19 protein-coding genes and 1 CRISPR repeat array are annotated in these 20387 nt (G+C 59.5%); of the genes, 16 read left to right on the top strand and 3 right to left on the bottom strand.

Going from position 1 to position 20387, the window contains the following annotated elements:
• Positions 1-106: 106 nt before the first annotated feature.
• The 5 genes from JYJ39_RS00340 (at position 107) to cas7c (ending at position 6392) form a co-directional block, all read left to right on the top strand.
• Positions 107-265, top strand: a complete 159-nt coding sequence (locus JYJ39_RS00340; RefSeq protein WP_205201026.1) for a hypothetical protein — start codon at positions 107-109, stop codon at positions 263-265.
• A gap of 73 nt (positions 266-338) precedes the next feature.
• Positions 339-2831 carry a CRISPR-associated helicase Cas3' gene (gene cas3, locus JYJ39_RS00335; protein WP_205201024.1) on the top strand — a complete coding sequence of 831 codons (2493 nt, stop codon included), beginning with the start codon at positions 339-341 and terminating at the stop codon, positions 2829-2831.
• Positions 2824-3558 (top strand): type I-C CRISPR-associated protein Cas5c, encoded by a 735-nt coding sequence (gene cas5c, locus JYJ39_RS00330; RefSeq protein ID WP_205201022.1) that lies wholly within the window; start codon positions 2824-2826, stop codon positions 3556-3558. The genes cas3 and cas5c overlap by 8 nt, the downstream gene beginning before the upstream one ends.
• A complete protein-coding gene (cas8c, locus tag JYJ39_RS00325; RefSeq protein ID WP_205201019.1) occupies positions 3555-5495 on the top strand; it encodes a type I-C CRISPR-associated protein Cas8c/Csd1 in 1941 nt (646 codons plus the stop codon). The genes cas5c and cas8c overlap by 4 nt, the downstream gene beginning before the upstream one ends.
• A gap of 33 nt (positions 5496-5528) precedes the next feature.
• On the top strand, positions 5529-6392 hold the full coding sequence (cas7c, locus tag JYJ39_RS00320) for a type I-C CRISPR-associated protein Cas7/Csd2 (protein WP_205201017.1): 864 nt from the start codon (positions 5529-5531) through the stop codon (positions 6390-6392).
• 10 nt (positions 6393-6402) lie between these two features.
• Here the strand turns inward: cas7c and JYJ39_RS00315 are convergent, their stop codons facing one another.
• Together JYJ39_RS00315 and JYJ39_RS00310 are read right to left on the bottom strand one after the other, a co-directional pair.
• Positions 6403-6699: a type II toxin-antitoxin system RelE/ParE family toxin gene (locus JYJ39_RS00315; protein WP_205201014.1), complete on the bottom strand. Its 297-nt coding sequence runs from the start codon at positions 6697-6699 to the stop codon at positions 6403-6405.
• Positions 6696-6920 (bottom strand): addiction module protein, encoded by a 225-nt coding sequence (locus JYJ39_RS00310; RefSeq protein WP_205201012.1) that lies wholly within the window; start codon positions 6918-6920, stop codon positions 6696-6698. Before JYJ39_RS00310 ends, JYJ39_RS00315 begins: the two co-directional genes overlap by 4 nt.
• A 64-nt stretch (positions 6921-6984) precedes the next feature.
• On the opposite strand from JYJ39_RS00310, the gene cas4 reads away from it, so the two are divergent.
• The 11 genes from cas4 to phoR all read left to right on the top strand — a co-directional run bounded on the left by cas4 (position 6985) and on the right by phoR (position 19175).
• A complete protein-coding gene (cas4, locus tag JYJ39_RS00305; RefSeq protein ID WP_205201009.1) occupies positions 6985-7623 on the top strand; it encodes a CRISPR-associated protein Cas4 in 639 nt (212 codons plus the stop codon).
• 1 nt (position 7624) lies between these two features.
• Positions 7625-8653 carry a type I-C CRISPR-associated endonuclease Cas1c gene (gene cas1c / locus JYJ39_RS00300; protein ID WP_205201006.1) on the top strand — a complete coding sequence of 343 codons (1029 nt, stop codon included), beginning with the start codon at positions 7625-7627 and terminating at the stop codon, positions 8651-8653.
• Positions 8653-8943 (top strand): CRISPR-associated endonuclease Cas2, encoded by a 291-nt coding sequence (gene cas2, locus JYJ39_RS00295; protein WP_205201004.1) that lies wholly within the window; start codon positions 8653-8655, stop codon positions 8941-8943. Before cas1c ends, cas2 begins: the two co-directional genes overlap by 1 nt.
• 182 nt (positions 8944-9125) lie before the next feature.
• Positions 9126-11676: direct repeats of the CRISPR family, unit length 37 nt; unit sequence GCTTCGCCTCCCGGCAACGGGAGGCGTGGATTGAAAC.
• Between the two features lie 92 nt (positions 11677-11768).
• Complete coding sequence (locus JYJ39_RS00290) at positions 11769-12599, top strand: helical backbone metal receptor (protein ID WP_205201002.1); 831 nt, start codon at positions 11769-11771, stop codon at positions 12597-12599.
• An 87-nt stretch (positions 12600-12686) separates the two neighbouring features.
• Complete coding sequence (gene pstS, locus JYJ39_RS00285) at positions 12687-13721, top strand: phosphate ABC transporter substrate-binding protein PstS (RefSeq protein WP_205200999.1); 1035 nt, start codon at positions 12687-12689, stop codon at positions 13719-13721.
• Between the two features lie 130 nt (positions 13722-13851).
• Entirely contained in the window at positions 13852-14805 is a 954-nt protein-coding gene (pstC, locus tag JYJ39_RS00280) for a phosphate ABC transporter permease PstC (protein WP_205200997.1), read from the top strand.
• 10 nt (positions 14806-14815) lie between these two features.
• Entirely contained in the window at positions 14816-15658 is an 843-nt protein-coding gene (gene pstA / locus JYJ39_RS00275) for a phosphate ABC transporter permease PstA (protein ID WP_205200994.1), read from the top strand.
• A 33-nt stretch (positions 15659-15691) separates the two neighbouring features.
• A complete protein-coding gene (gene pstB, locus JYJ39_RS00270) occupies positions 15692-16474 on the top strand; it encodes a phosphate ABC transporter ATP-binding protein PstB (protein ID WP_205200991.1) in 783 nt (260 codons plus the stop codon).
• Positions 16475-16487: 13 nt separating this feature from the next.
• The gene (gene phoU, locus JYJ39_RS00265; RefSeq protein WP_205200988.1) at positions 16488-17201 is read left to right on the top strand and encodes a phosphate signaling complex protein PhoU; all 714 of its coding nucleotides are present in this window, start codon (positions 16488-16490) and stop codon (positions 17199-17201) included.
• Positions 17198-17884 (top strand): phosphate regulon transcriptional regulator PhoB, encoded by a 687-nt coding sequence (gene phoB, locus JYJ39_RS00260; RefSeq protein WP_430622458.1) that lies wholly within the window; start codon positions 17198-17200, stop codon positions 17882-17884. The genes phoU and phoB overlap by 4 nt, the downstream gene beginning before the upstream one ends.
• A gap of 4 nt (positions 17885-17888) precedes the next feature.
• Positions 17889-19175 (top strand): phosphate regulon sensor histidine kinase PhoR, encoded by a 1287-nt coding sequence (gene phoR, locus JYJ39_RS00255; RefSeq protein WP_205200985.1) that lies wholly within the window; start codon positions 17889-17891, stop codon positions 19173-19175.
• A 70-nt stretch (positions 19176-19245) separates the two neighbouring features.
• Here phoR and JYJ39_RS00250 read toward each other — a convergent pair whose 3' ends face one another.
• Complete coding sequence (locus JYJ39_RS00250; RefSeq protein ID WP_205200983.1) at positions 19246-20382, bottom strand: Fic family protein; 1137 nt, start codon at positions 20380-20382, stop codon at positions 19246-19248.
• Positions 20383-20387 lie beyond the last annotated feature (5 nt).

The raw sequence follows: 20387 nt of genomic DNA, 5'->3' as shown, positions 1-20387 counted from the left end.
ACCAAGTCTACCAGACTTTATTGCGGCCCCGGTTTAAACCGCACAACAACACAAGCTAAGAACGAATGCTATGATTTGTCCAGTTTCTTGGTGCGAGGTAAGGGGTATGGGCAATCTAATTGGATTATTGCGCGAATTACGGTTGATGAAAAATCAGCCGTCGCATCGCTTCTATGCTGCCTGTGTACTTGTTTTTGCGCTTGCTGCGACTGGTATGTTTTTTCGCTCCTTTGTGCTCAAAGAGTTGTTGTTGCGGCTGATGTGACTCTTCCTGAATGTCTTGAGCGGGTAGTACCAAGGGGTATCGACGGTGGCTTTCGCAATGGAGACGCGAAATTATGAAAAGCGAAGAAGCCAAACTTCTGCCAATGGCTCATTGGCGGAAAAATGATCAGGTTTTTCAAGCCCTTTCCAGTCACTTGCTTGGTGTGGCCGCGCTATCGAGCATCTTTGGCAAGAAAATCAGTCTTGAGGTTGCCGGAGAGTTGATCGGATTGCTTCACGATCTCGGGAAGTACAGCGAGGATTTTCGGTGCTATATCCATTCCGCCCTCGGTTTGCTTAACCCTGACGAGGATGATTACGTTGATTCTGGGGCTCTCAAGGGCAAGGTCGATCACTCATCGGCCGGTGCCCAGTTTATCTGGCAAACCTTGTCCAAGAGAGGAGAGCGAGAGTCCTTGATCGGCCAGTTACTGGCACTCTGCATTGCATCCCACCATTCCGGCTTGATCGATTGCCTAGATCCAGAGGGTAGCGATGTCTTCGGCAAGCGCATGAGAAAGCCGGAAGAGAAGACTCACCTTGAAGAAGTGCAGTCCTGCGCCGATGCAGAAATACTGGCGCGGGCGCATGTGCTGCTGGATTCGCCTGAGTTAATTGGCGAAATGAAAAATCTGCTGACGACCCTCAACCAGAAAGAGAAAAATTCGAGGCCGTTGTTTCAGCAACTGGGCTTGGCTGTCCGGTTTCTGTTCAGTTGTTTGATCGATGCCGACCGTATCGATACGGCGAATTTCGAACAAAAGAAAGTCGCCGCTAATCGGCCACAAGGCGATTACGTGCCTTGGGCTGTTCTGATTGAGCGTCTGGAAAAAGCACTGGCAGCTTTCGCGCCGCGACATCCGATTGACCACTTGCGGCAGCAAATCTCCACTGAGTGCAAAGATGCCGCTGAGCGTCCAGCCGGGATTTACACCTTGACGGTGCCGACGGGCGGCGGCAAAACCTTGGCCAGCTTGCGTTTTGCCTTACATCATGCGGAGCGGCGCAAATTGGATCGCGTCATCTACGTAATTCCGTTCACGTCCATCATCGACCAGAACGCGAAAGTGGTCCGCGACATTCTCGAACCTGAGGATTTTCCGCAGGATCAGGGCAAGGTCGTATTGGAACATCACTCCAGCGTTACTCCGGAAAAGCAGACTTGGCGGGAAAAGATGCTTTGCGAGAACTGGGATGCGCCAGTGGTCTACACGACCATGGTGCAGTTGCTTGAAACCTTGTTTGGCAGTGGCACGCGCGGCGCGCGGCGCATGCACCAGTTGGCCAATGCGGTCCTGATTTTCGACGAAATCCAGACTTTGCCGATCCGTTGCGTCCACTTGTTCAATAACGCCATCAATTTCCTGAGCGAACAGTGCAACAGTACCGTCGTGCTCTGCACAGCCACGCAGCCATTGCTGCATCAGGTGGCGCTCGATCAGGGGGCGATTCGTCTGGCCGAAGGACATGAAATTGTCAGCGATGTCCGCCAGCTTTTTGCGGACCTCAAGCGGGTGGAGATCATTGATCAACGACGGCCAAACGGTTGGACTTTTGCTGAGATAGCAGACTTGGCCCGCGCTGAGGTAGAGCGGGTGGAAAGCTGCCTAGTCATCGTCAATACCAAAGACGCTGCCAAGCAAATCTTTCTTGCCTGCCAGTCATTGGTCAATGCAGACAGCCTCTCTCATCTCAGCACTGACATGTGCCCCATGCACCGGAAATCCGAGTTGGCAAAGATCAAGTCTCGCCTCGAATTCGGATTGCCAACGCTGTGTGTTAGCACGCAGTTGATCGAGGCCGGCGTTGATGTGGATTTCGGCGCGGTGATTCGTTCCATGGCTGGGCTGGACTCCATCGCGCAAGCGGCCGGGCGTTGCAATCGCAACGGCAAGTCGGCGCGAGGCCGGGTGTATTTGGTGAATCCTTCGGATGAGCATGTCGCGCTGGAGTACTTGAAAGATATCGCCATCGGGCGAGACAAAGTCGCTTCAGTCCTCGATTTCTTCCGCGAAACGCCAGAGCGTTATGAGCACGACCTGCTAGGGCCGCAGGCTTTGGCTGACTACTACACCCATTATTTCTTTGAGCGGCAAAAGGACATGGGCTACCCCGTTTCCCCCAAGGAGGCGAAAGCCATTGGGCGAAATGACTCCTTGCTGAGCCTGTTGTCGGACAACGAGTCGTCTTTGAAAGAGGCCGCGCGCAATGGGGATTCATCTTCTATTCGGGGACTAAATCAGTCCTTCATGTCCGCAGCCGAAGCATTCAAAGCCATCGACTCGCCAACCCAAGGTGTAGTGGTTCCCTGGGGCAAAGCGGGGGCTGATCTGATTGGTCGCCTGCATGGTGCCTACGACATTTCGCTGGAGGGTGAATTGTTGCGCGAAGCCCAGCAATTCACCGTCAATGTTTTTCCGCATGTGTTCGACAAACTTTCCAAGGCCGAAGCCTTGCATGTCATCAAGGAGGGCGTCCGAATTTACAGCCTTGATCCCCGCTATTACAGCAAGCAGTTCGGTCTGGCGACTGAACCCGTTTCTTTGATGGAGACACTCAATGTCTAGGCGCAACAGTATCGAATTCCGTTTATGGGGCCGCTATGCCCTATTTACCGATCCGCTGACCCGTATCGGTGGCGAAAAATGCTCGTACCACATCCCCACTTATGAAGCCCTCAAGGGTGTCCTGAAGTCCATTTACTGGAAACCGACGTTGATCTGGGTGGTGGATGAGGTGCGCGTTATGAAGCGTATCCGGACGCAGACCAAGGGCACCAAGCCGCAGGAATACAGCGGCGGCAACAGTCTGGCGATCTATACCTTCCTGTCTGATGTCGAGTATCAGGTTCGGGCACATTTCGAGTGGAACACCTACCGCCAGGAATTGGCAGCGGACCGGATAGAAGGGAAACACTACGACATTGCCAAGCGCATGCTGGAGCGGGGTGGGCGCCAGGACATTTTTCTGGGAACCCGCGATTGCCAGGGCTACGTCGAACCCTGCGAATTCGGTTCCGGCGTCGGCGAGCTGGATGCCGACGGTGAACTCGGGTTTGGGCTGATGTTTCACAGCTTCGACTACCCCGACGAGATCGGGGAAAATAAGCTGTACACCCGGAGCTGGTCTCCGACGATGGTCAACGGTGTGATCCGCTTCGACCGACCGGAAGATTGCAAAGTGCGGAAGTTCGTCCGGGATATGAGTCCGAAAGCCTTTGGTGTTTCGAGCAACCAGCGTGCGGTGGATGAAGAAGCCGATGATTTGGCCGGCCAGTTGGAGGCGCAATCATGAGCTGGATTCAAAAGCTGTATGAAACCTACGAACAGAGTGCCGGGCACGAGCCAGAAGGTTTCGAGCCGCTGATGCCGATTTGCCACTCCACCCAGCAGGCGCAGATTGAAATTGTGCTCGACGGCAATGGTGGCTTCAAACGGGCTGTTGTAATCGAAAAAAGTCAGGGTACGACCCTGATTCCTTGTACTGAGGGGTCCGCGAGTCGATCCGGGAGCAAGCCGGTTAATCATCCGCTTTGCGATAAATTACAGTACGTGGCCAAGGACTTCGTGGTTTTCGGCGGTGAAGTGACCTCGGGTTTTGCCAAAGAGCCGGAAGTGCCGAACCGCGACTATCTGGTCGGGCTACGTGCTTGGGCTGCCTCTGAGTGGCAGCATCCCAAATTGACGGCCATTCTCCACTACGTGGAAAAAGGGAGCGTGGTGCGGGATTTGGTCACGGCGGGAATCCTGCCGCTGGGCGAGGACGGCAAACTTCTCAAAAGCTGGAGTGACGAGGCGAATCCCGCACCGGCCATTTTCAAAGTCATTCAGAACACCCAAGCACCGGAAGACGCCTTTGTTCGTTGGCGGGTGGAAAGCGCACCAGATGATCCGTTGAGCGCAACTTGGCAGGATCAGGCCCTGATTGACTCCTGGATAGCGTATTACCAGCATACCCAAGCTTTGTTCGGGATTTGCATGGTGACCGGACAGGAATCGGCGCTAGCGATTCAGCACCCGGCGAAACTCAGGCATGCCGGCGATAAGGCCAAGCTGATTTCTGCTAACGATGATTCTGGCTATACCTTTCGCGGCAAGTTCATAGAGGCCAAGGAAGTTATTTCGGTGGGCTTTGATGTCACGCAAAAGGCGCATAACGCCTTGCGCTGGCTGCTTGCCCATCAAGGCTACCGGAAGGGCGATCAGGCCGTCGTGAGTTGGGCTGTTTCCGGTGTTTTGTTGCCCAATCCGATCAAGAACATCTTTGAGCAATTCGAGCTTGATAGCTCGGACATAAAAGCTGCGACAAGTTCGGTTGGTACCGACCAGAACTTTGCCTTGCGCCTGAAGAAAGCCGTTGCCGGTTACGGCGCCAACCTCGATCCCAAAGAGGATGTCGTTGTAATTGGCTTGGATTCAGCGACGCCGGGTCGTATGGCGATCAGCTTTTACCGCGAACTGAAGGGTTCCGACTTTCTCAAGCGACTGGAAGCTTGGCATGCACGGTATGCCTGGCATCAAAACTACGGCAAGGACACGCGTTTCATTGGCGCGCCAGCGCCGCCTGATATTGCCGAAGCGGCCTACGGTCGGCGCCTCGACGAAAAGCTCCAGAAGGCAACGGTAGAGCGTTTGCTGCCGTGCATTGTCGATGGCTGGGATGTGCCGCTTGATCTGGTGAGAAGCACTGTTCGGCGAGCGACCAATCGCGTCGGACTGGAACGCTGGGAATGGGAAAAGGTTTTGGGAATAGCTTGCGCACTTTTTAAGGGATACCACCAGGAAAGGAACTACCAGATGGATTTGGAAACGGAAAGAAACAGTCGCGACTACCTCTACGGCCGTTTGCTGGCCATCGCTGATAGCATCGAAGGCTATGCCTTGTCGGCTTCGGATGAGGGGAAAAAGCGGGAAACCACGGCAGGCCGGCTGATGCAGCGTTTCGCGGATCGTCCGTTCTCAACCTGGCGGACGATTGAACTTGCGCTCAAACCTTATGAAGCCCGGATGCAGGCTGGGAGCGACAGATCGGTTGGCCTTCTGGTCAAGCGTCGCAAGTTGCTTGATGAGGTGATGAGTCGGCTGAATGACTTGCCGGAAAGAACCAGCGATGCGCCTTTAAGCGGCGAGTTCTTGCTCGGCTACCACGCGCAACGCAAGGACTTCTGGCCAGCGGCGGATGCGGACAAGCAAGCCGCCAGCGCCGATAGCCAAGCCGAAACCAACCACTGAATTAGCCAAGTATTTTTCTGAAAGGAAATCCAAATGAGCACTCTGCAAAACAAAATCGATTTCGCGCTCGTCTTGCGCGTCCGCAATGCCAATCCGAACGGCGATCCGTTGAACGGCAATCGTCCCCGCACTGATTACGGTGGTTTCGGGGAAATTACCGACGTTTGCCTCAAGCGCAAATTGCGGGACCGTTTGCAAGAGGAGAAACATTCGATTTTTGTACAGTCTGATGATCGCAAGATGGATGGTGAGCCAAGTCTACGAAGCAGGGCCGAGTCGGAAACCAATGGGTTAGGCAAAGATGCCTGGAACCCGAAAAAGACAAAAAAGGACGAGACAGCGAAAAAAGCTTGCGAAAAATGGTTCGATGTCCGGGCGTTTGGGCAGGTCTTTGCGTTCGGCAAGGACGGTGATGCCAGTGGTGTTTCCATTCCTATTCGAGGCCCGGTTACCGTGCAGTCCGCTTTCAGCAAGGAAATTGTTGGTGTGACCAGCACGCAGATTACTAAGAGCGTCAGTGGCGAAGGCGATGGCAGCAAGCGGGGTGCGGACACCATGGGCATGAAACATCGGGTCGATCAAGGAATTTACGAATGCTACGGCAGCATTAACCCGCAACTTGCCGAACGAACTGGCTTCAGCGATGCAGATGCGGAAGTCATCAAGGGGATTTTGCCGCGACTTTTCGAGAACGATGCTTCGTCTGCACGTCCCGACGGAAGCATGCAGGTTCTGTCGGTGATTTGGTGGAAGCACAACTGCAAGGCCGGACAGTACTCTGCGGCTAAGGTCCACGATTCGTTGCGAAACCTGCTCAACGATGATGGTAGCTTCGACAAGGATCGTTTGCGTCAGGCCTTGCCCGGATTGGAACCGGAAATTATCGACGGCTTCTGAATCGCAGCCCCTACCGTCGCCTCGCCCAATACTCCGGCTGTCTGCTGTGGTGGGCGATGGCGACGATTTCCAGCGTTTCGCCTGCCAGGCGATAGACCACGGTGTAGGGGTAGCGCTGGAAAACCTGGCGGCGGGTTTGGCTGTTGCCGGTTTCGCCGATTTTCGGGTGGCGTTTCAGGAGTGCCAGGGTTTGTTCAAAGTCGTCAAGAAAACCGGTTGCGACGAGCGGGCTTGCCTCCTGCCGATACCAGTCAAAAGCCCGCTGAATTTCCTTGCGGGCGGCTGGGTGGAAGCGGATGGCAATCACACCAGCTGGGTGCGTAGTTCGGCAATGACTTGTTCGGCGGGCACGGTTTCAACCTCGCCGGCTTCCAGTTGGGCGACACGGCGAGCGATTTCCTCGTCCCAGGCGGCGGCAATCGCCTCCGGTGTCTCGACGCTGACCCAGAGCTTTTCCGCCAGGTCGACGCGCTCGTCCGGGCGGAGTTGCATGGCGGCCTGGGCCACTTGCTGGTAAGTGAGCGACATCGTGAAACCCTCCTTCGCGGTAGACCTCGGATTGTAGAGAAGTTCTTTCACGATTGCTTGGCCGATGAATAGCGAACCCCTTGATCCCATTCCCCTTTCCGCCCTCCAGCACTGGTGCTACTGCCCGCGCCAGTACGCCTTGATCCACATTGAGCAGGTGTTCGAGGACAACCTGTTCACCCAGCGCGGTCAGGCCCTGCACAAGCGGGTCGATGACCCCGGCTTTGAGGTACGAGATGGCCTGCGCATCGAGCGTGCCCTGCCGCTGTTCAGCGACCGGCTGGGGCTGGTCGGCAAGGCCGATGTGGTGGAATTCCTGCCCGACGGCACGCCTTACCCGGTGGAGTACAAACACGGTTCCCGCCACAAGCGGGCCGACATCGCGGCTTGTGACGACGTGCAACTGGCGGCGCAGGCGCTGTGTCTGGAAGAGATGTTCGGCAAGCCGGTACCGGAAGGCGCCTTGTATTACGCCAGCTCGCGCCGGCGGCGAAATGTTGCGGTCGACGCCGCTTTAAGGGCAAAAACCATGATCGCCATCACCGGGGTGCGCGATCTGCTGGCTAGCGGCATCACCCCGCCACCGCTGGCCGACGAGCATTGCCGTGCCTGTTCGCTACGCGACCTGTGCCAGCCGGACGCGGTGCACAACAACCCGGCGCGCACCGCTGCGCTGGCCCATCTGTTCGAGCCGGAGGACTGACATGCAGTTGCTCAACACCTTGTATGTGACGACGCCGGAAAGCTACGTCCACCTCGACAACAACACTGTGCGGCTGGACATCGAACGTGAAACCCGCTTACGGGTGCCCTTGCACCACCTTGGCGCCGTGGTCTGTTTCGGCCACGTCACGGTGTCGCTGCCGCTGATGCACCGCCTGGCGGAAGAGGGCGTGGCGCTGGTTTTGCTCGATGCCAACGGGCGCTTCAAGGCGCGGCTGGAAGGCGCGGTGTCGGGCAATGTGCTGCTCCGGCAGGCGCAGCACCGGGCGGCGGACGATACCGCGCTTGCCGTCCGGCTGGCGCGCAACTGCATCGCCGGCAAGGTGCGCAACTGCCGCCAGGTGCTGCTGCGCGGCGCGCGCGAGAGCAAGCTTGAAGAAGACGCTGCCATCCTGGCGCGCGGTGCCGACGATCTTGCCGCTGCCTTGCGCGCCCTGCCGACGGCGGGCGATCTTGATACCCTGCGCGGCGTAGAGGGAGAAGCGGCGCGGCAATATTTCGCCGCGCTCAATCATCTTGTCCGCCCAAGCGCTCGTGACGCCTTTCGTATGGATGGGCGCAGCCGACGACCGCCGCGCGACCGCGTCAATGCGCTGCTTTCCTTCCTCTACTCGCTGCTGATGAACGATTGCCGCTCGGCCATCGAAGCCGCCGGGCTCGACCCGCAAGTCGGCTTTCTGCATGCCCTGCGGCCGGGGCGGGCGGCGCTGGCGCTCGACCTGGTGGAGGAGTTTCGCTTCTTCGCCGACCGTCTGGCGCTGTCGCTGATCAATCGCGGCCAACTCGACGCCGACGACTTCGTCGAGCGCGAAGGCGGCGCCGTCCTGCTCGAAGGCGATGCCCGGAAAGCTGTGCTGGTGGCCTATCAGGAGCGCAAGCAGGAGCCGACCTCGCATCCGCTGTTGGCCGAGAGCTTGCCCTTCGGCCTGCTGCCGCACGTTCAGGCCCGTCTGTTGGCACGCACCCTGCGCGGCGACACCGATGAATATCTTCCCTACCTGGTGCGCTGATGCTGGTCATCGTCTGCTACGACGTCAATACCGAAACCCGAGAAGGCCGACGCCGCCTGCGCCGTGTCGCCAAGCTGTGCGAAGGCATCGGCCAGCGGGTGCAAAAATCGGTCTTTGAATGCCAGGTCGACCGAGCGCAGTTTGAAGCGCTTGAACGCGACCTGATCGCCGAAATCGACCCCAAGGAAGACAACCTGCGCTTCTATCGCATTGCCGAATTGCGCGGCTACGAGGTCAAGGAACATGGCTGCTTCCGCGCCACCGACTTCGACGCGCCCCTGGTGCTGTGATGGCGCGCGAACCCCGAGTGCACAACTTTTTCCCGGTAGGTTCGCGCGGGCGACAAGGCACTGATTTGTCGGAGCTTCCATCCCGGCGCGAGCTTCACGTAAGATGCCGGCTGCTCAAAAAGGACGAGGTTCGCGCAATGCGGCCGAATTGTTCTTTGATCTCCTGTAGTTGCAGGAGATGAGCTTCGCCTCCCGGCAACGGGAGGCGTGGATTGAAACGGCATCAAGGATGACTAATGGAAACGTTGACTAAGCTTCGCCTCCCGGCAACGGGAGGCGTGGATTGAAACCGGTTTTGCCAACAATCCAAAAACCCCAACGAGGGGCTTCGCCTCCCGGCAACGGGAGGCGTGGATTGAAACGTTGCGCTGGGGGCGGGGCTGTCAGGGGCGCCGGGCTTCGCCTCCCGGCAACGGGAGGCGTGGATTGAAACATTACCTCGTTCACCTGCTTGGAGTCATTCGCCAAGCTTCGCCTCCCGGCAACGGGAGGCGTGGATTGAAACAACAGGGTCGCACGTTCCGCCGGCTTGCGGGCCATGCTTCGCCTCCCGGCAACGGGAGGCGTGGATTGAAACAATCCGCCCGCGTTTGACCCAATGCCAGCCGGAGGCTTCGCCTCCCGGCAACGGGAGGCGTGGATTGAAACTGTTCGTCCATCAGTAGATCTCCATAAAACCGCGGCTTCGCCTCCCGGCAACGGGAGGCGTGGATTGAAACCTGGCCTACGCGAAGCATTGCAGCGCAAAGCGCACCGCTTCGCCTCCCGGCAACGGGAGGCGTGGATTGAAACCAGCTTCGGCACAAATTTTGCCCACATGCTCAAATCGCTTCGCCTCCCGGCAACGGGAGGCGTGGATTGAAACACCCAGGAATTCCGCAATGCGCGAGACCCGCCACGCTTCGCCTCCCGGCAACGGGAGGCGTGGATTGAAACTGGCTGATGATGAGGTCGCCCGCCAGAGCTTCGGGGCTTCGCCTCCCGGCAACGGGAGGCGTGGATTGAAACTTCCACCTGCGGACCAGTAAGATCGGCTGGATTTCGGGCTTCGCCTCCCGGCAACGGGAGGCGTGGATTGAAACGGTCCATTCCGCAACCGGCGGCACTTGCTCATGAGGCTTCGCCTCCCGGCAACGGGAGGCGTGGATTGAAACAGATTCACCAGAAGCCGCTTGCCGTTTTATTGCACAGCTTCGCCTCCCGGCAACGGGAGGCGTGGATTGAAACAGGTAATGGAAATCACAGACAAACGCCACGGGCAGGCTTCGCCTCCCGGCAACGGGAGGCGTGGATTGAAACCGGTCTGGCTTCTGTTGCCGGAACAATTGCCGGGCTTCGCCTCCCGGCAACGGGAGGCGTGGATTGAAACTTCCCCACCACCACGCCTGCGTTTCCGTCGTTGCGCTTCGCCTCCCGGCAACGGGAGGCGTGGATTGAAACGGCTATGGCGGCGGTGCCTGCCGACGTGACCACGGCTTCGCCTCCCGGCAACGGGAGGCGTGGATTGAAACAAGGCCACCGACACTATCGGCGAGCGCGTCTGTCGCTTCGCCTCCCGGCAACGGGAGGCGTGGATTGAAACATCGGTATCACGTCCGTTGTTTACCTGTTGTTCCAGGGCTTCGCCTCCCGGCAACGGGAGGCGTGGATTGAAACGCTACTCCCTTACACAGCAACGGTCGGACAAAAATGCTTCGCCTCCCGGCAACGGGAGGCGTGGATTGAAACGCGTTGAGGTTCCACTGAAACGAGAAGACGGCGAGGGCTTCGCCTCCCGGCAACGGGAGGCGTGGATTGAAACGGCTTGACTGTCAGCCAGGCTGGCGGATTCGGCGCTTCGCCTCCCGGCAACGGGAGGCGTGGATTGAAACTCTTTCTGAGTTCGAGGAACAGGCGATGTTCTACCGCTTCGCCTCCCGGCAACGGGAGGCGTGGATTGAAACCACTGTTCGCCCGCCTGCGTGGCTTGTCCGGCGGGGCTTCGCCTCCCGGCAACGGGAGGCGTGGATTGAAACATTTGTTTCTCCGGGTAATCTCTTTGTCTATCAGGCTTCGCCTCCCGGCAACGGGAGGCGTGGATTGAAACCCTGCGGCCCGGGCCATCAACTACTCGGTGGACGTGCTTCGCCTCCCGGCAACGGGAGGCGTGGATTGAAACTTCGCAAGCGGATCAGTCGCCGGATCACGGGCGTAGGCTTCGCCTCCCGGCAACGGGAGGCGTGGATTGAAACAAGAGCCCCAGGTCTGCTTGGCTAGGCGCATAACCTGGCTTCGCCTCCCGGCAACGGGAGGCGTGGATTGAAACCTGTCGGCTGCGTCCGCAAGGTACAGGACAACTCCGCTTCGCCTCCCGGCAACGGGAGGCGTGGATTGAAACAAAACGAGTATCACATCCCGCGCGGTCGTATTCTGCTTCGCCTCCCGGCAACGGGAGGCGTGGATTGAAACTACCCCTCACACCATGGGGCGTGGCTTACGCCAGGCTTCGCCTCCCGGCAACGGGAGGCGTGGATTGAAACCCGCTTTGTGTTAATGGCGCTGCCTGGGCAGGTGAGCTTCGCCTCCCGGCAACGGGAGGCGTGGATTGAAACATCCCCACCCGCGCAGCACGGCGGGACTCCGATGGCTTCGCCTCCCGGCAACGGGAGGCGTGGATTGAAACGAGCACAGAAGAACTTGCACTTTCTCGGACACTGGCTTCGCCTCCCGGCAACGGGAGGCGTAGATTGAAAAATCTCAAACTTCGACACAGGAAGGGCAGTGAGGTCTATCGTATCGTGGTGCCTGTTTCGTAGTGATTTTGCCCATTTGCTACCATCCCCCCCATGAATTCATCTTCCCCCCATCCCTCCGACCCCTCTGCTTTGATCGACGCCAGCGGCCAGGTGCATGCTCCGGCGGGGGAGGGCGCGCGTATTGTGTCGTTGGTGCCTTCGTTGACCGAGCTGGTTTGCGATCTTGGCTTACGTGCGCAGTTGGTGGGGCGTACCGGGTTTTGTGTGCATCCGCGTGAGGTTTTGCGGGATATTCCGAAGGTGGGGGGGACCAAGGATGTCCGGCTGGAGGTGGTGCGCGCGCTGGCGCCGACACATTTGCTGGTGAACGTTGACGAGAATACGCGGGAGACGGTGGCGGAGCTGGCGCGTTTCGTGCCGCATGTGATCGTGACGCACCCGTGTACGCCGGCCGATAACCTGACGCTGTTTCGCCTGCTGGGTGGGGTGTTCGGGCGTGAGGCGCTGGCAGCGGAGCTGTGCGCCAGTCTGGAGGCTGCTTTGTTACGCGCGGCGGAGTTGCGGCGCAGCCTGGACGATGAGGCGGTGGCCTACCTGATCTGGCGTGAGCCGTGGATGACAGTGGCGCGCTCGACCTATATTTCAGCGATGCTGGCGGCGGTGGGCTGGCAGACTGCTCCGGCGGCGAGCGAATTGCGCTATCCAGTGTTTTCCTGGGCGGAGATGGCGTCAGTGGCGCGGGTGTTTTTGTCGACCGAGCCATACCATTTCAAGCCGGATGATCTGGCCGAAGTCAGCGCGCTGGCGGCGAAGCCGGCGCACATGATCGATGGGGAAATGGTCTCCTGGTACGGCAGCCGGGCGATTGCCGGTCTTGATTATCTGGTCGCCTTGCGCCGCAGTCTGGCGCTGGAGAAATAAAGAGCGCAGTAGCTCCTGCCGTGTCATCTGCCTGTAACAAAGCCGCCCTAAAGTTGCGCCTGTTCATTCAACGACCAAGGAGCAGAGATGCTGCAAACGCGTATTTTCCGCACTACTTTTCTGGCTGTGACGCTGGGGTTTGGGGCGACTGTTCAGGCCGCCGATATGACCGGTGCAGGGGCTTCGTTCCCGGCGCCGGTGTATGCAAAATGGGCGGATGCCTATCAGAAGGCTACTGGCAACAAGGTGAATTATCAGTCGATCGGTTCTGGCGGCGGGATCAAGCAGATCAACGCCAAGACGGTTGATTTCGGTGCATCCGACATGCCGCTCAAGCAGGAAGTGCTGGATAAGGACGGGCTGGTGCAGTTTCCGACGGTGATCGGCGGCGTGGTGCCGGTGATCAACGTGACCGGGATCAAGGCGGGTGATTTGCGCCTGACTGGCGAAATCATTGCCGACATCTACCTCGGCAAGATCACCAAGTGGAACGACAAGGCCATTGCTGAACTGAACCCGAATGCCAAGCTGCCGGGCGATGATATCGCCGTGGTGCGCCGTGCTGACGGTTCCGGGACTACGTTCATTTTCACCAATTACCTGTCCAAGGTCAGTGGCGAGTGGAAGAGCAAGGTGGGCGAGGGCACCGCAGTGCAGTGGCCGACCGGCATGGGCGGCAAGGGTAACGAAGGGGTTGCTGCCTTCCTGCAACGCATTCCGAACTCGATCGGCTATGTCGAATATGCCTATGCCAAACAGAATAATCTGGCCTGGGCCTGGCTGAAGAATCCGGCGGGTGAGTTCGTTCGTCCTGACGATGAGAGTTTCAAGGCGGCGGCTGCGGGGACCGACTGGAGCAAGTCGGCTTTCGGCGAAATCCTGACGGCACAGGCGGGCAAGGCTTCCTGGCCGATCAGCGGTGCCACCTTCATCCTGATGCACAAGGTGCAGGCCAAGCCGGCGCAGGCGGCTGAAGTGCTGAAATTCTTCGAATGGTCTTACAAGAACGGCAGCAAGCTGGCGTCCGAGCTGGATTACGTGCCGCTGCCGGAGAGCCTGGTGAAACAGGTGACGGCTTCCTGGAGCAACATCAAGGACGCTTCCGGCAAGGCTGTCAAATAAGCGGCACTGGACATGGAGCGGGCGCTTCCGGTGGCACAGACTGGGGGCGCGCGCTTTTGTTACGTGCAAAATGCCGCATTGCGTTGCCACATGAAGTGCTGCACTACGTCAATCGAAACGGATAACCGTCATGAGTCATATGCAAGCCAAGGGTAAATTGGCCGACCTGCTGTTTTTCAACCTGACGCGCACCGTCGCTTTCATCACCCTGTCCCTGCTGGGCGGGATCGTGATTTCGCTGACCTGGAGTGCCTGGCCGTCAATCGAGAAATTCGGCCTCGGTTTTCTCACCAGTTCCGCCTGGAATCCACCGGCAGAAGATTTTGGTGCCCTGGTGCCGATTTACGGCACCATCGTGACTTCACTCATTGCCCTGGCGATCGCGCTGCCGATCAGCTTCGGCATTGCCCTGTTCTTGACCGAGATGGCGCCCACCTGGCTGCGCCGTCCTCTCGGTATTGCCATCGAGCTGCTAGCGGGGATTCCCAGTATCGTCTATGGCATCTGGGGCTTGCTCGTATTTGCGCCGTTCTTTGGCCAGCACGTGCAGCCGCTCATTGCCAAGACCCTGGGCAAACTGCCGGTGGTCGGCAGTCTGTTTTCCGGACCCTCGCTCGGCATTGGTATTCTGGCCGCCGGCATCATCCTGGCCATCATGATCATTCCCTTCATCGCCTCGGTCATGCGCGATGTGTTCGAGCTGGTGCCACCGATGCTCAAGGAATCCTGTTACGGCCTGGGGGGAACGACCTGGGAAACGGTCAGCAAGGTGGTGCTGCCCTACACGCGGGTGGGGGTGATTGGTGGCGTCATGCTTGGCCTGGGGCGGGCGCTGGGCGAGACGATGGCGGTCACCTTTGTCATCGGCAACGCCAGCCTGCTCGGCAATTTTTCCTTGTTTATGCCGGGTAACAGCATCACCTCGGCGCTGGCCAACGAATTCGCCGAGGCGAGCCCGGGCTTGTATACGGCAGCCCTGGTCGAACTTGGCCTGATCCTGTTCTTCATTACTTTCGTCGTGCTGTCCCTGTCCAAGCTGCTTCTTCTGTCGATGGAAAAGCAAAATGGCGGCAGTGCGCACTAAGGAGCCGGCCATGAATTTGAAACTTCGCCGCAAATTGACCAATGTCGTCGCGCTTGGCCTGTCGCTGGCGGCCATGGCCTTTGGCCTGTTCTGGCTGATCTGGATTCTCTGGATGGTCTTCGAGCAGGGTATCGGCGCGCTCTCCTTCGATCTGCTGGTGCATGACACGCCGGCGCCGGGTAATGTCGGCGGCCTGCGCAATGCGATCTTCGGTAGCGTCATCATGGTCGGACTGGCAATGCTGATCGCTACGCCGGTGGCGATCCTGGCCGGCATTTATCTCGCCGAATATGGGCGCCGCACGCTGCTCGGCCGGGTGACCCGCTTTGTCAATGACATCCTGCTGTCGGCGCCGTCGATCGTGATCGGTCTGTTCGTGTATGCCATCTATGTGTCTCAGGTCGGCAAGTTTTCTGGTTTGTCCGGCGCCGTCGCGCTGGCGTTGCTGGTGATTCCGGTGGTGGTGCGCACGACCGAGGACATGCTGGTACTGGTGCCGAATACCTTGCGCGAAGCCGCATTTGCCCTGGGCGCGCCGAAGTGGAAAGTGATCATCATGGTCACCCTGCGCTCGGCCAAGACGGGGGTGATTACCGGCATCCTGCTGGCGCTGGCCCGTATTTCCGGCGAAACTGCGCCGCTGTTGTTTACTGCGCTGTCCAACCAGTTCTGGAGCACCGACCTGTCCGAGCCCATGGCCAACCTGCCGGTGACCATCTTCAAATATGCAATGAGCCCCTTCGCGGACTGGCAGCAACTTGCCTGGGCCGGCGTCTTCATCATCACGATGGGGGTGCTCTTCCTCAACATCCTGGCGCGCGTCGTCTTCCGCCAGCAATCGGCCAACCACTGAGCTGCAGATCAACTCTAATTGGAATCCAACACAATGCCTGTCGAATCCGCTGTCCAGAATCAGACACCCGAGATCAGCATCCGCAATCTCAACTTTTACTATGGCAAGGCGATTGCCCTCAAGAACATCAATCTCGATATTTACAAGGGCAAGGTCACCGCGTTCATCGGCCCCTCGGGCTGTGGCAAATCGACCCTGCTGCGCACGATCAACCGCATGTACGACCTCTACCCGGGGCAGTACGCCGAAGGCGAGTTGATCGTTGCCGGCAAGAACATTCTCGACAAGAACGTCGACACCATCGATTTGCGCGCCAAGGTGGGTATGGTGTTCCAGAAACCGACGCCGTTCCCGATGTCGATCTACGAAAACATCGCTTTCGGTGTGCGCATGCACGAAAAACTGACGCGCAACGAAATGGATGATCGCGTCGAATGGGCCTTGACCAAGGCGGCACTGTGGAACGAGGTCAAGGACAAGCTGAACAAGCCGGGCACCGGGTTGTCCGGCGGTCAGCAGCAACGTTTGTGCATCGCCCGTGGGGTGGCAGTGAAGCCGCAGGTGCTGTTGCTCGATGAGCCGACTTCGGCGCTGGACCCGATCTCGACCATGCGCATCGAGGATCTGATCCATGAACTCAAGCGCGAATTCACCATCGCCATCGTCACTCACAACATGCAGCAGGCTGCACGAGTGTCGGATTACACGGCCTACATGTATCTTGGTGAACTGATCGAATTCGGCAAGACCGATGAGCTGTTCATCAAGCCACAGGACAAGCGCACTGAAGACTATATTACCGGCCGGGTTGGCTGAGCGGAGAAACGAGATGAATGAAATCCTGCATGTGTCGAGCCAGTTCGATGAAGACCTGAGCCGCCTGCGCACGCATGTGCTGCAGATGGGCGGGCTGGTCGAGAATCAGGTGTCGGCGGTGATCGACGCCTATGCCAGCGGCGATCCGGCGGGCGTTGGACAGATTCTGGAAACTGACCGCAAGATCAACGCCCTGGAAAAAACCATCGACGACGATTGCGCCCAGATCATTGCCCGGCGCCAGCCGACGGCGTCTGATCTGCGTCTGGTGTTTGGCGTGACCAAGATCGTGACCGATCTGGAGCGCGCCGGCGACGAGGCGAAGAAAATTGCCAAGGGGGTGCGCCGCCTGCATGCCGAAGGTGTCGATCAACGCCGTTTTGCGGTGGGGGTGCGACATATCGCCGAAGCGGCGCTGAGCATGACGCGGCAGGCGCTGGATGCCTTCGCCCGCCTGGATGCACCGCTTGCCTTGAGCGTGATCCGCGCTGACGATGCCGTCGATATCGAGTTCAAGGCGGTGCTGCGGCAGCTGATCACGCACATGATGGAAGATCCGCGCACCATCACCCAGGCGTTGGAGGTGATGACCATTGCCCGCGCCATCGAACGCATTGGCGACCATGCCAAGAATGTGTCCGAGCTGGTGGTGTACATCGCCGAAGGACGCGACATCCGCCACGCCAAATCGCCGATGATCAACGAACATAACGGAGGCGAGCAGTGATTCCGGTGGTTCTGGTCGTGGAAGATGAGCCGGCCATCCTTGAACTGATCGTCATCAACCTCAAGCACGCCGGTTTTCAGCCGGTGCGGGCGCAGAGTGCGGAAGAGGCCGAGGCGGCCATTCGCGCCACCTTGCCCGACCTGGTGCTGCTCGACTGGATGTTGCCGGGCCGTTCCGGCGTGGCGCTGGCGCGGCAGTTGCGGGCCGAAGAGCGCACCCGGCTGCTGCCCATCATCATGCTCACCGCGCGTGGTCATGAAGACGACAAGATCGAAGGCCTGGATGCGGGCGCCGATGACTACGTCACCAAACCCTTCTCGCCGAAGGAGCTGGTGGCGCGCGTTCGCGCCGTATTGCGCCGGCGCTCGCCGCACCTGGCGGCGGAAGAGGTCGAGATTGGCAGCCTGCGCGTCAACCCGGTCACACACCGGGCAGAAGCCGCCGGGGCGCCGCTCGAACTGGGGCCGACCGAATTTCGCCTGCTGTTTTTCTTCATGACCCATCCCGAGCGTGTGTTCTCCCGGGCGCAGCTGCTGGATGACGTGTGGGGCGACCACGTGTTCATCGAAGAACGGACGGTGGATGTCCATATCCGGCGTCTGCGTGCGGCGCTGGAAGCTTCGGGTGAGGACGCGCGGGTGGAAACGGTACGCGGTACCGGCTATCGTTTCCGGGGGCAGTGAGGGCATGTCGGTTTTTCGTAAAACCGCGCTCTTGCTGGCCTTTCTGGCGGCGGCGGCCTGGCTGCTGGGTTATCTGAGCGAAGCCTGGGTCGGCTGGCTGTTGTTCGCTGCGGCACTGCTCTGGCTGTTGCTGTCGCACCTGCGCCCCCTGGCGTACCTGGATGCCTGGTCGCAAGCGCCTTTTGCCGATCCGGATCTGACCGGGCCGGGTACTTGGGATGGTATCTTCCGCCGCCTCTATCGGCACGAGAAGGAAGTGGCGCAGCAGATCAGCGAGCGCGACCGGGAAATTGAATTGCTCATCGCTGCCAACCAGGCCCTGATCGATGGCGTGGTCTTGCTTGATGCGCAGGACCAGATCGTCTTCTGTAACCGCACTGCCGAAGAGCAGCTGGGTTTATGTCTGGCGACCGACCGTGGCTTGCCGGTGGTCAACCTGGTGCGGGTGCCGGAATTCATGGCCTATCTGGCGGCCGGCGTGTTTACCACGCCGCTGGAATTGACGCTGGAGCGCGGGCAGCCGCGCATGCTGGCGGTGCACATCCTGCCCTACGCCGGCGCCCGGCGCTTGATGCAGATCCGCGATGTGACGCAGGCCAATCGTCTGGAACGCATGCGGCGCGACTTCGTGGCCAACGTCTCGCACGAACTGCGCACGCCGCTGACGGTGTTGAGCGGGTTTCTCGAAACCCTGCAGGAAATCGAATTCAGCCCGGAAGAGCGGGCCCGCTATCTTGGCCTGATGGCGGAGCAGGCCGAGCGCATGGGCAACATCGTGCAGGATCTGCTGACCTTGTCCTCGATCGAGTCGGCGCCTCCGCCAAGCTCGCAGGTGGTCGATATGGGGCACATGCTCGATCGCTTGCAGCGTGATGCGCAGGCGCTTTCCGGCGGTCGTCACGAAATTGCCAGCGAAAGCAGCGGCCAGGGCAACCTGTACGGCGCCGAGAGCGAGTTGCTCAGCGCTTTTGCCAATCTGGTGGCCAACGCTGTGCGCTATACCCCGGCCGGCGGCAAGATTGTTCTGGAGTGGCGGGTCGATGCAGGCGGTGCGGAATTTGCTGTACGCGATAGCGGTCCCGGCATTGCCCCCGAACATATTTCACGCCTGACGGAACGGTTCTACCGTGTTGACCGCAGCCGCTCACGCGAAGCGGGTGGCACCGGCCTTGGCCTGGCTATCGTCAAACATGCCCTGAACCGCCACCAGGCGCGCCTGGCCATTGCCAGCGAACCTGGGCGGGGTAGCCGCTTTGTCGCCATTTTTCCCCGCAGTCGCGTTGTGAGCTAGGCTGAAAAAAGTGGAGTCCAAGGCATCGTGGATTTTGCGGATCCGAGTTACGCGTCGCCTCCATCTTTCTTCATGCACGCTCCCCCGTTGGCGCATCATCCAACACATAGCTTGTACTGCGCCCGCCCGCATCCGATTTCCGCAGGGCACCACGCGCAAGCAGATCGTTGATGTCACGTAGGGCGGTGTCCGGCGAGCACTTGGCAATGGCCGCCCACTTGCTGCTGGTGAGCTTGCCTTCGAAGCCGTCGAGCAGCTTGTTCAGCAACTTCACCTGCCGCTCGTTCAGTGGCGTGCTTGCCCAGCGCTGCCAAAAGCGGGTCTTGGTCAGCACGGCGTCGAGTGTGTGCTGCGCCTGATCGACGGCGCGATGGAGTGTGTCGAGGAACCAGGCAAGCCATTCGGTGACGTCCATCGACCGCTTCTGGGTCCGCTCCAGGATGTCGTAATAGGCTTTGCGTTCGCGCTGGATCTGCGCCGACAGACTGTAGAACCGCTGTGGACTGCCATCGGCGCGGGCCAGGAGCAGATCGCCGATGGCCCGCGCGATACGGCCATTGCCGTCGTCGAACGGGTGCAGCGTGACGAACCATAGGTGGCCGAGACCGGCTTTGATCAGTGGCGGCTCGTTTGATGCGCCATTGAGCCAGTCAAGGAAGCGCCTGGTTTCATCCTCCAGACGGTCAGCCGAGGGCGCCTCGAAATGCACACGCTGGCGGCCGATGGGTCCGGACACCACCTGCATCGGCCCGCTGGTATCGTCGCGCCAGCCGCCGACCTTGATCTTGGAAAGGCCGGAGTAGCCGGTAGGAAACAGTGCGGCATGCCACCCGAACAGACGCTCCCGCGTTACCGGTGCCTCGCTGTTGGTCGTGGCATCCAGCACCATCTCGACTACGCCTTCGACGTGCCGATCGACCGGAGCTAGGGCACCGATGTCCACGCCCAACCTGCGGGCGATGGACGAGCGCACAGATTCAACATTGAGCTGCTCACCCTCGATCTCGCTGGTCTTGACCACGTCCTCGGTGAGTACCGCGAGGCTCGCCTGATCGCGCAGCGCCATGCCCACGTCGACCAGACGACCTATCAACAACCCCTGGGCGCGGCTGACCTCAGCCATCGGCCCAGCCAGTGCTGCCAGGTCGAAGAGCCAGTTCGGCCAGTCGTTGGACTGCCAGATGTACTTGTAATCGCCGCTATTCATGCGGA

Origin of the sequence: Azonexus hydrophilus (assembly GCF_905120355.1) — a bacterium.
Lineage (GTDB): Bacteria > Pseudomonadota > Gammaproteobacteria > Burkholderiales > Rhodocyclaceae > Azonexus.
The sequence above is the reverse complement of the archived record's forward strand: the minus strand, read 5'-3'. Positions and strand labels throughout refer to the sequence as shown.

Coding starts and splice junctions, on each gene's coding strand:
- JYJ39_RS00340 (WP_205201026.1), top strand. CDS start 107: ATGGGCAATCTAATTGGATTATTGCGCGAATTACGGTTGATGAAAAAT.
- cas3 (WP_205201024.1), top strand. CDS start 339: ATGAAAAGCGAAGAAGCCAAACTTCTGCCAATGGCTCATTGGCGGAAA.
- cas5c (WP_205201022.1), top strand. CDS start 2,824: ATGTCTAGGCGCAACAGTATCGAATTCCGTTTATGGGGCCGCTATGCC.
- cas8c (WP_205201019.1), top strand. CDS start 3,555: ATGAGCTGGATTCAAAAGCTGTATGAAACCTACGAACAGAGTGCCGGG.
- cas7c (WP_205201017.1), top strand. CDS start 5,529: ATGAGCACTCTGCAAAACAAAATCGATTTCGCGCTCGTCTTGCGCGTC.
- JYJ39_RS00310 (WP_205201012.1), bottom strand. CDS start 6,920: ATGTCGCTCACTTACCAGCAAGTGGCCCAGGCCGCCATGCAACTCCGC.
- cas4 (WP_205201009.1), top strand. CDS start 6,985: ATGAATAGCGAACCCCTTGATCCCATTCCCCTTTCCGCCCTCCAGCAC.
- cas1c (WP_205201006.1), top strand. CDS start 7,625: ATGCAGTTGCTCAACACCTTGTATGTGACGACGCCGGAAAGCTACGTC.
- cas2 (WP_205201004.1), top strand. CDS start 8,653: ATGCTGGTCATCGTCTGCTACGACGTCAATACCGAAACCCGAGAAGGC.
- JYJ39_RS00290 (WP_205201002.1), top strand. CDS start 11,769: ATGAATTCATCTTCCCCCCATCCCTCCGACCCCTCTGCTTTGATCGAC.
- pstS (WP_205200999.1), top strand. CDS start 12,687: ATGCTGCAAACGCGTATTTTCCGCACTACTTTTCTGGCTGTGACGCTG.
- pstC (WP_205200997.1), top strand. CDS start 13,852: ATGAGTCATATGCAAGCCAAGGGTAAATTGGCCGACCTGCTGTTTTTC.
- pstA (WP_205200994.1), top strand. CDS start 14,816: ATGAATTTGAAACTTCGCCGCAAATTGACCAATGTCGTCGCGCTTGGC.
- pstB (WP_205200991.1), top strand. CDS start 15,692: ATGCCTGTCGAATCCGCTGTCCAGAATCAGACACCCGAGATCAGCATC.
- phoU (WP_205200988.1), top strand. CDS start 16,488: ATGAATGAAATCCTGCATGTGTCGAGCCAGTTCGATGAAGACCTGAGC.
- phoR (WP_205200985.1), top strand. CDS start 17,889: ATGTCGGTTTTTCGTAAAACCGCGCTCTTGCTGGCCTTTCTGGCGGCG.
- JYJ39_RS00250 (WP_205200983.1), bottom strand. CDS start 20,382: ATGAATAGCGGCGATTACAAGTACATCTGGCAGTCCAACGACTGGCCG.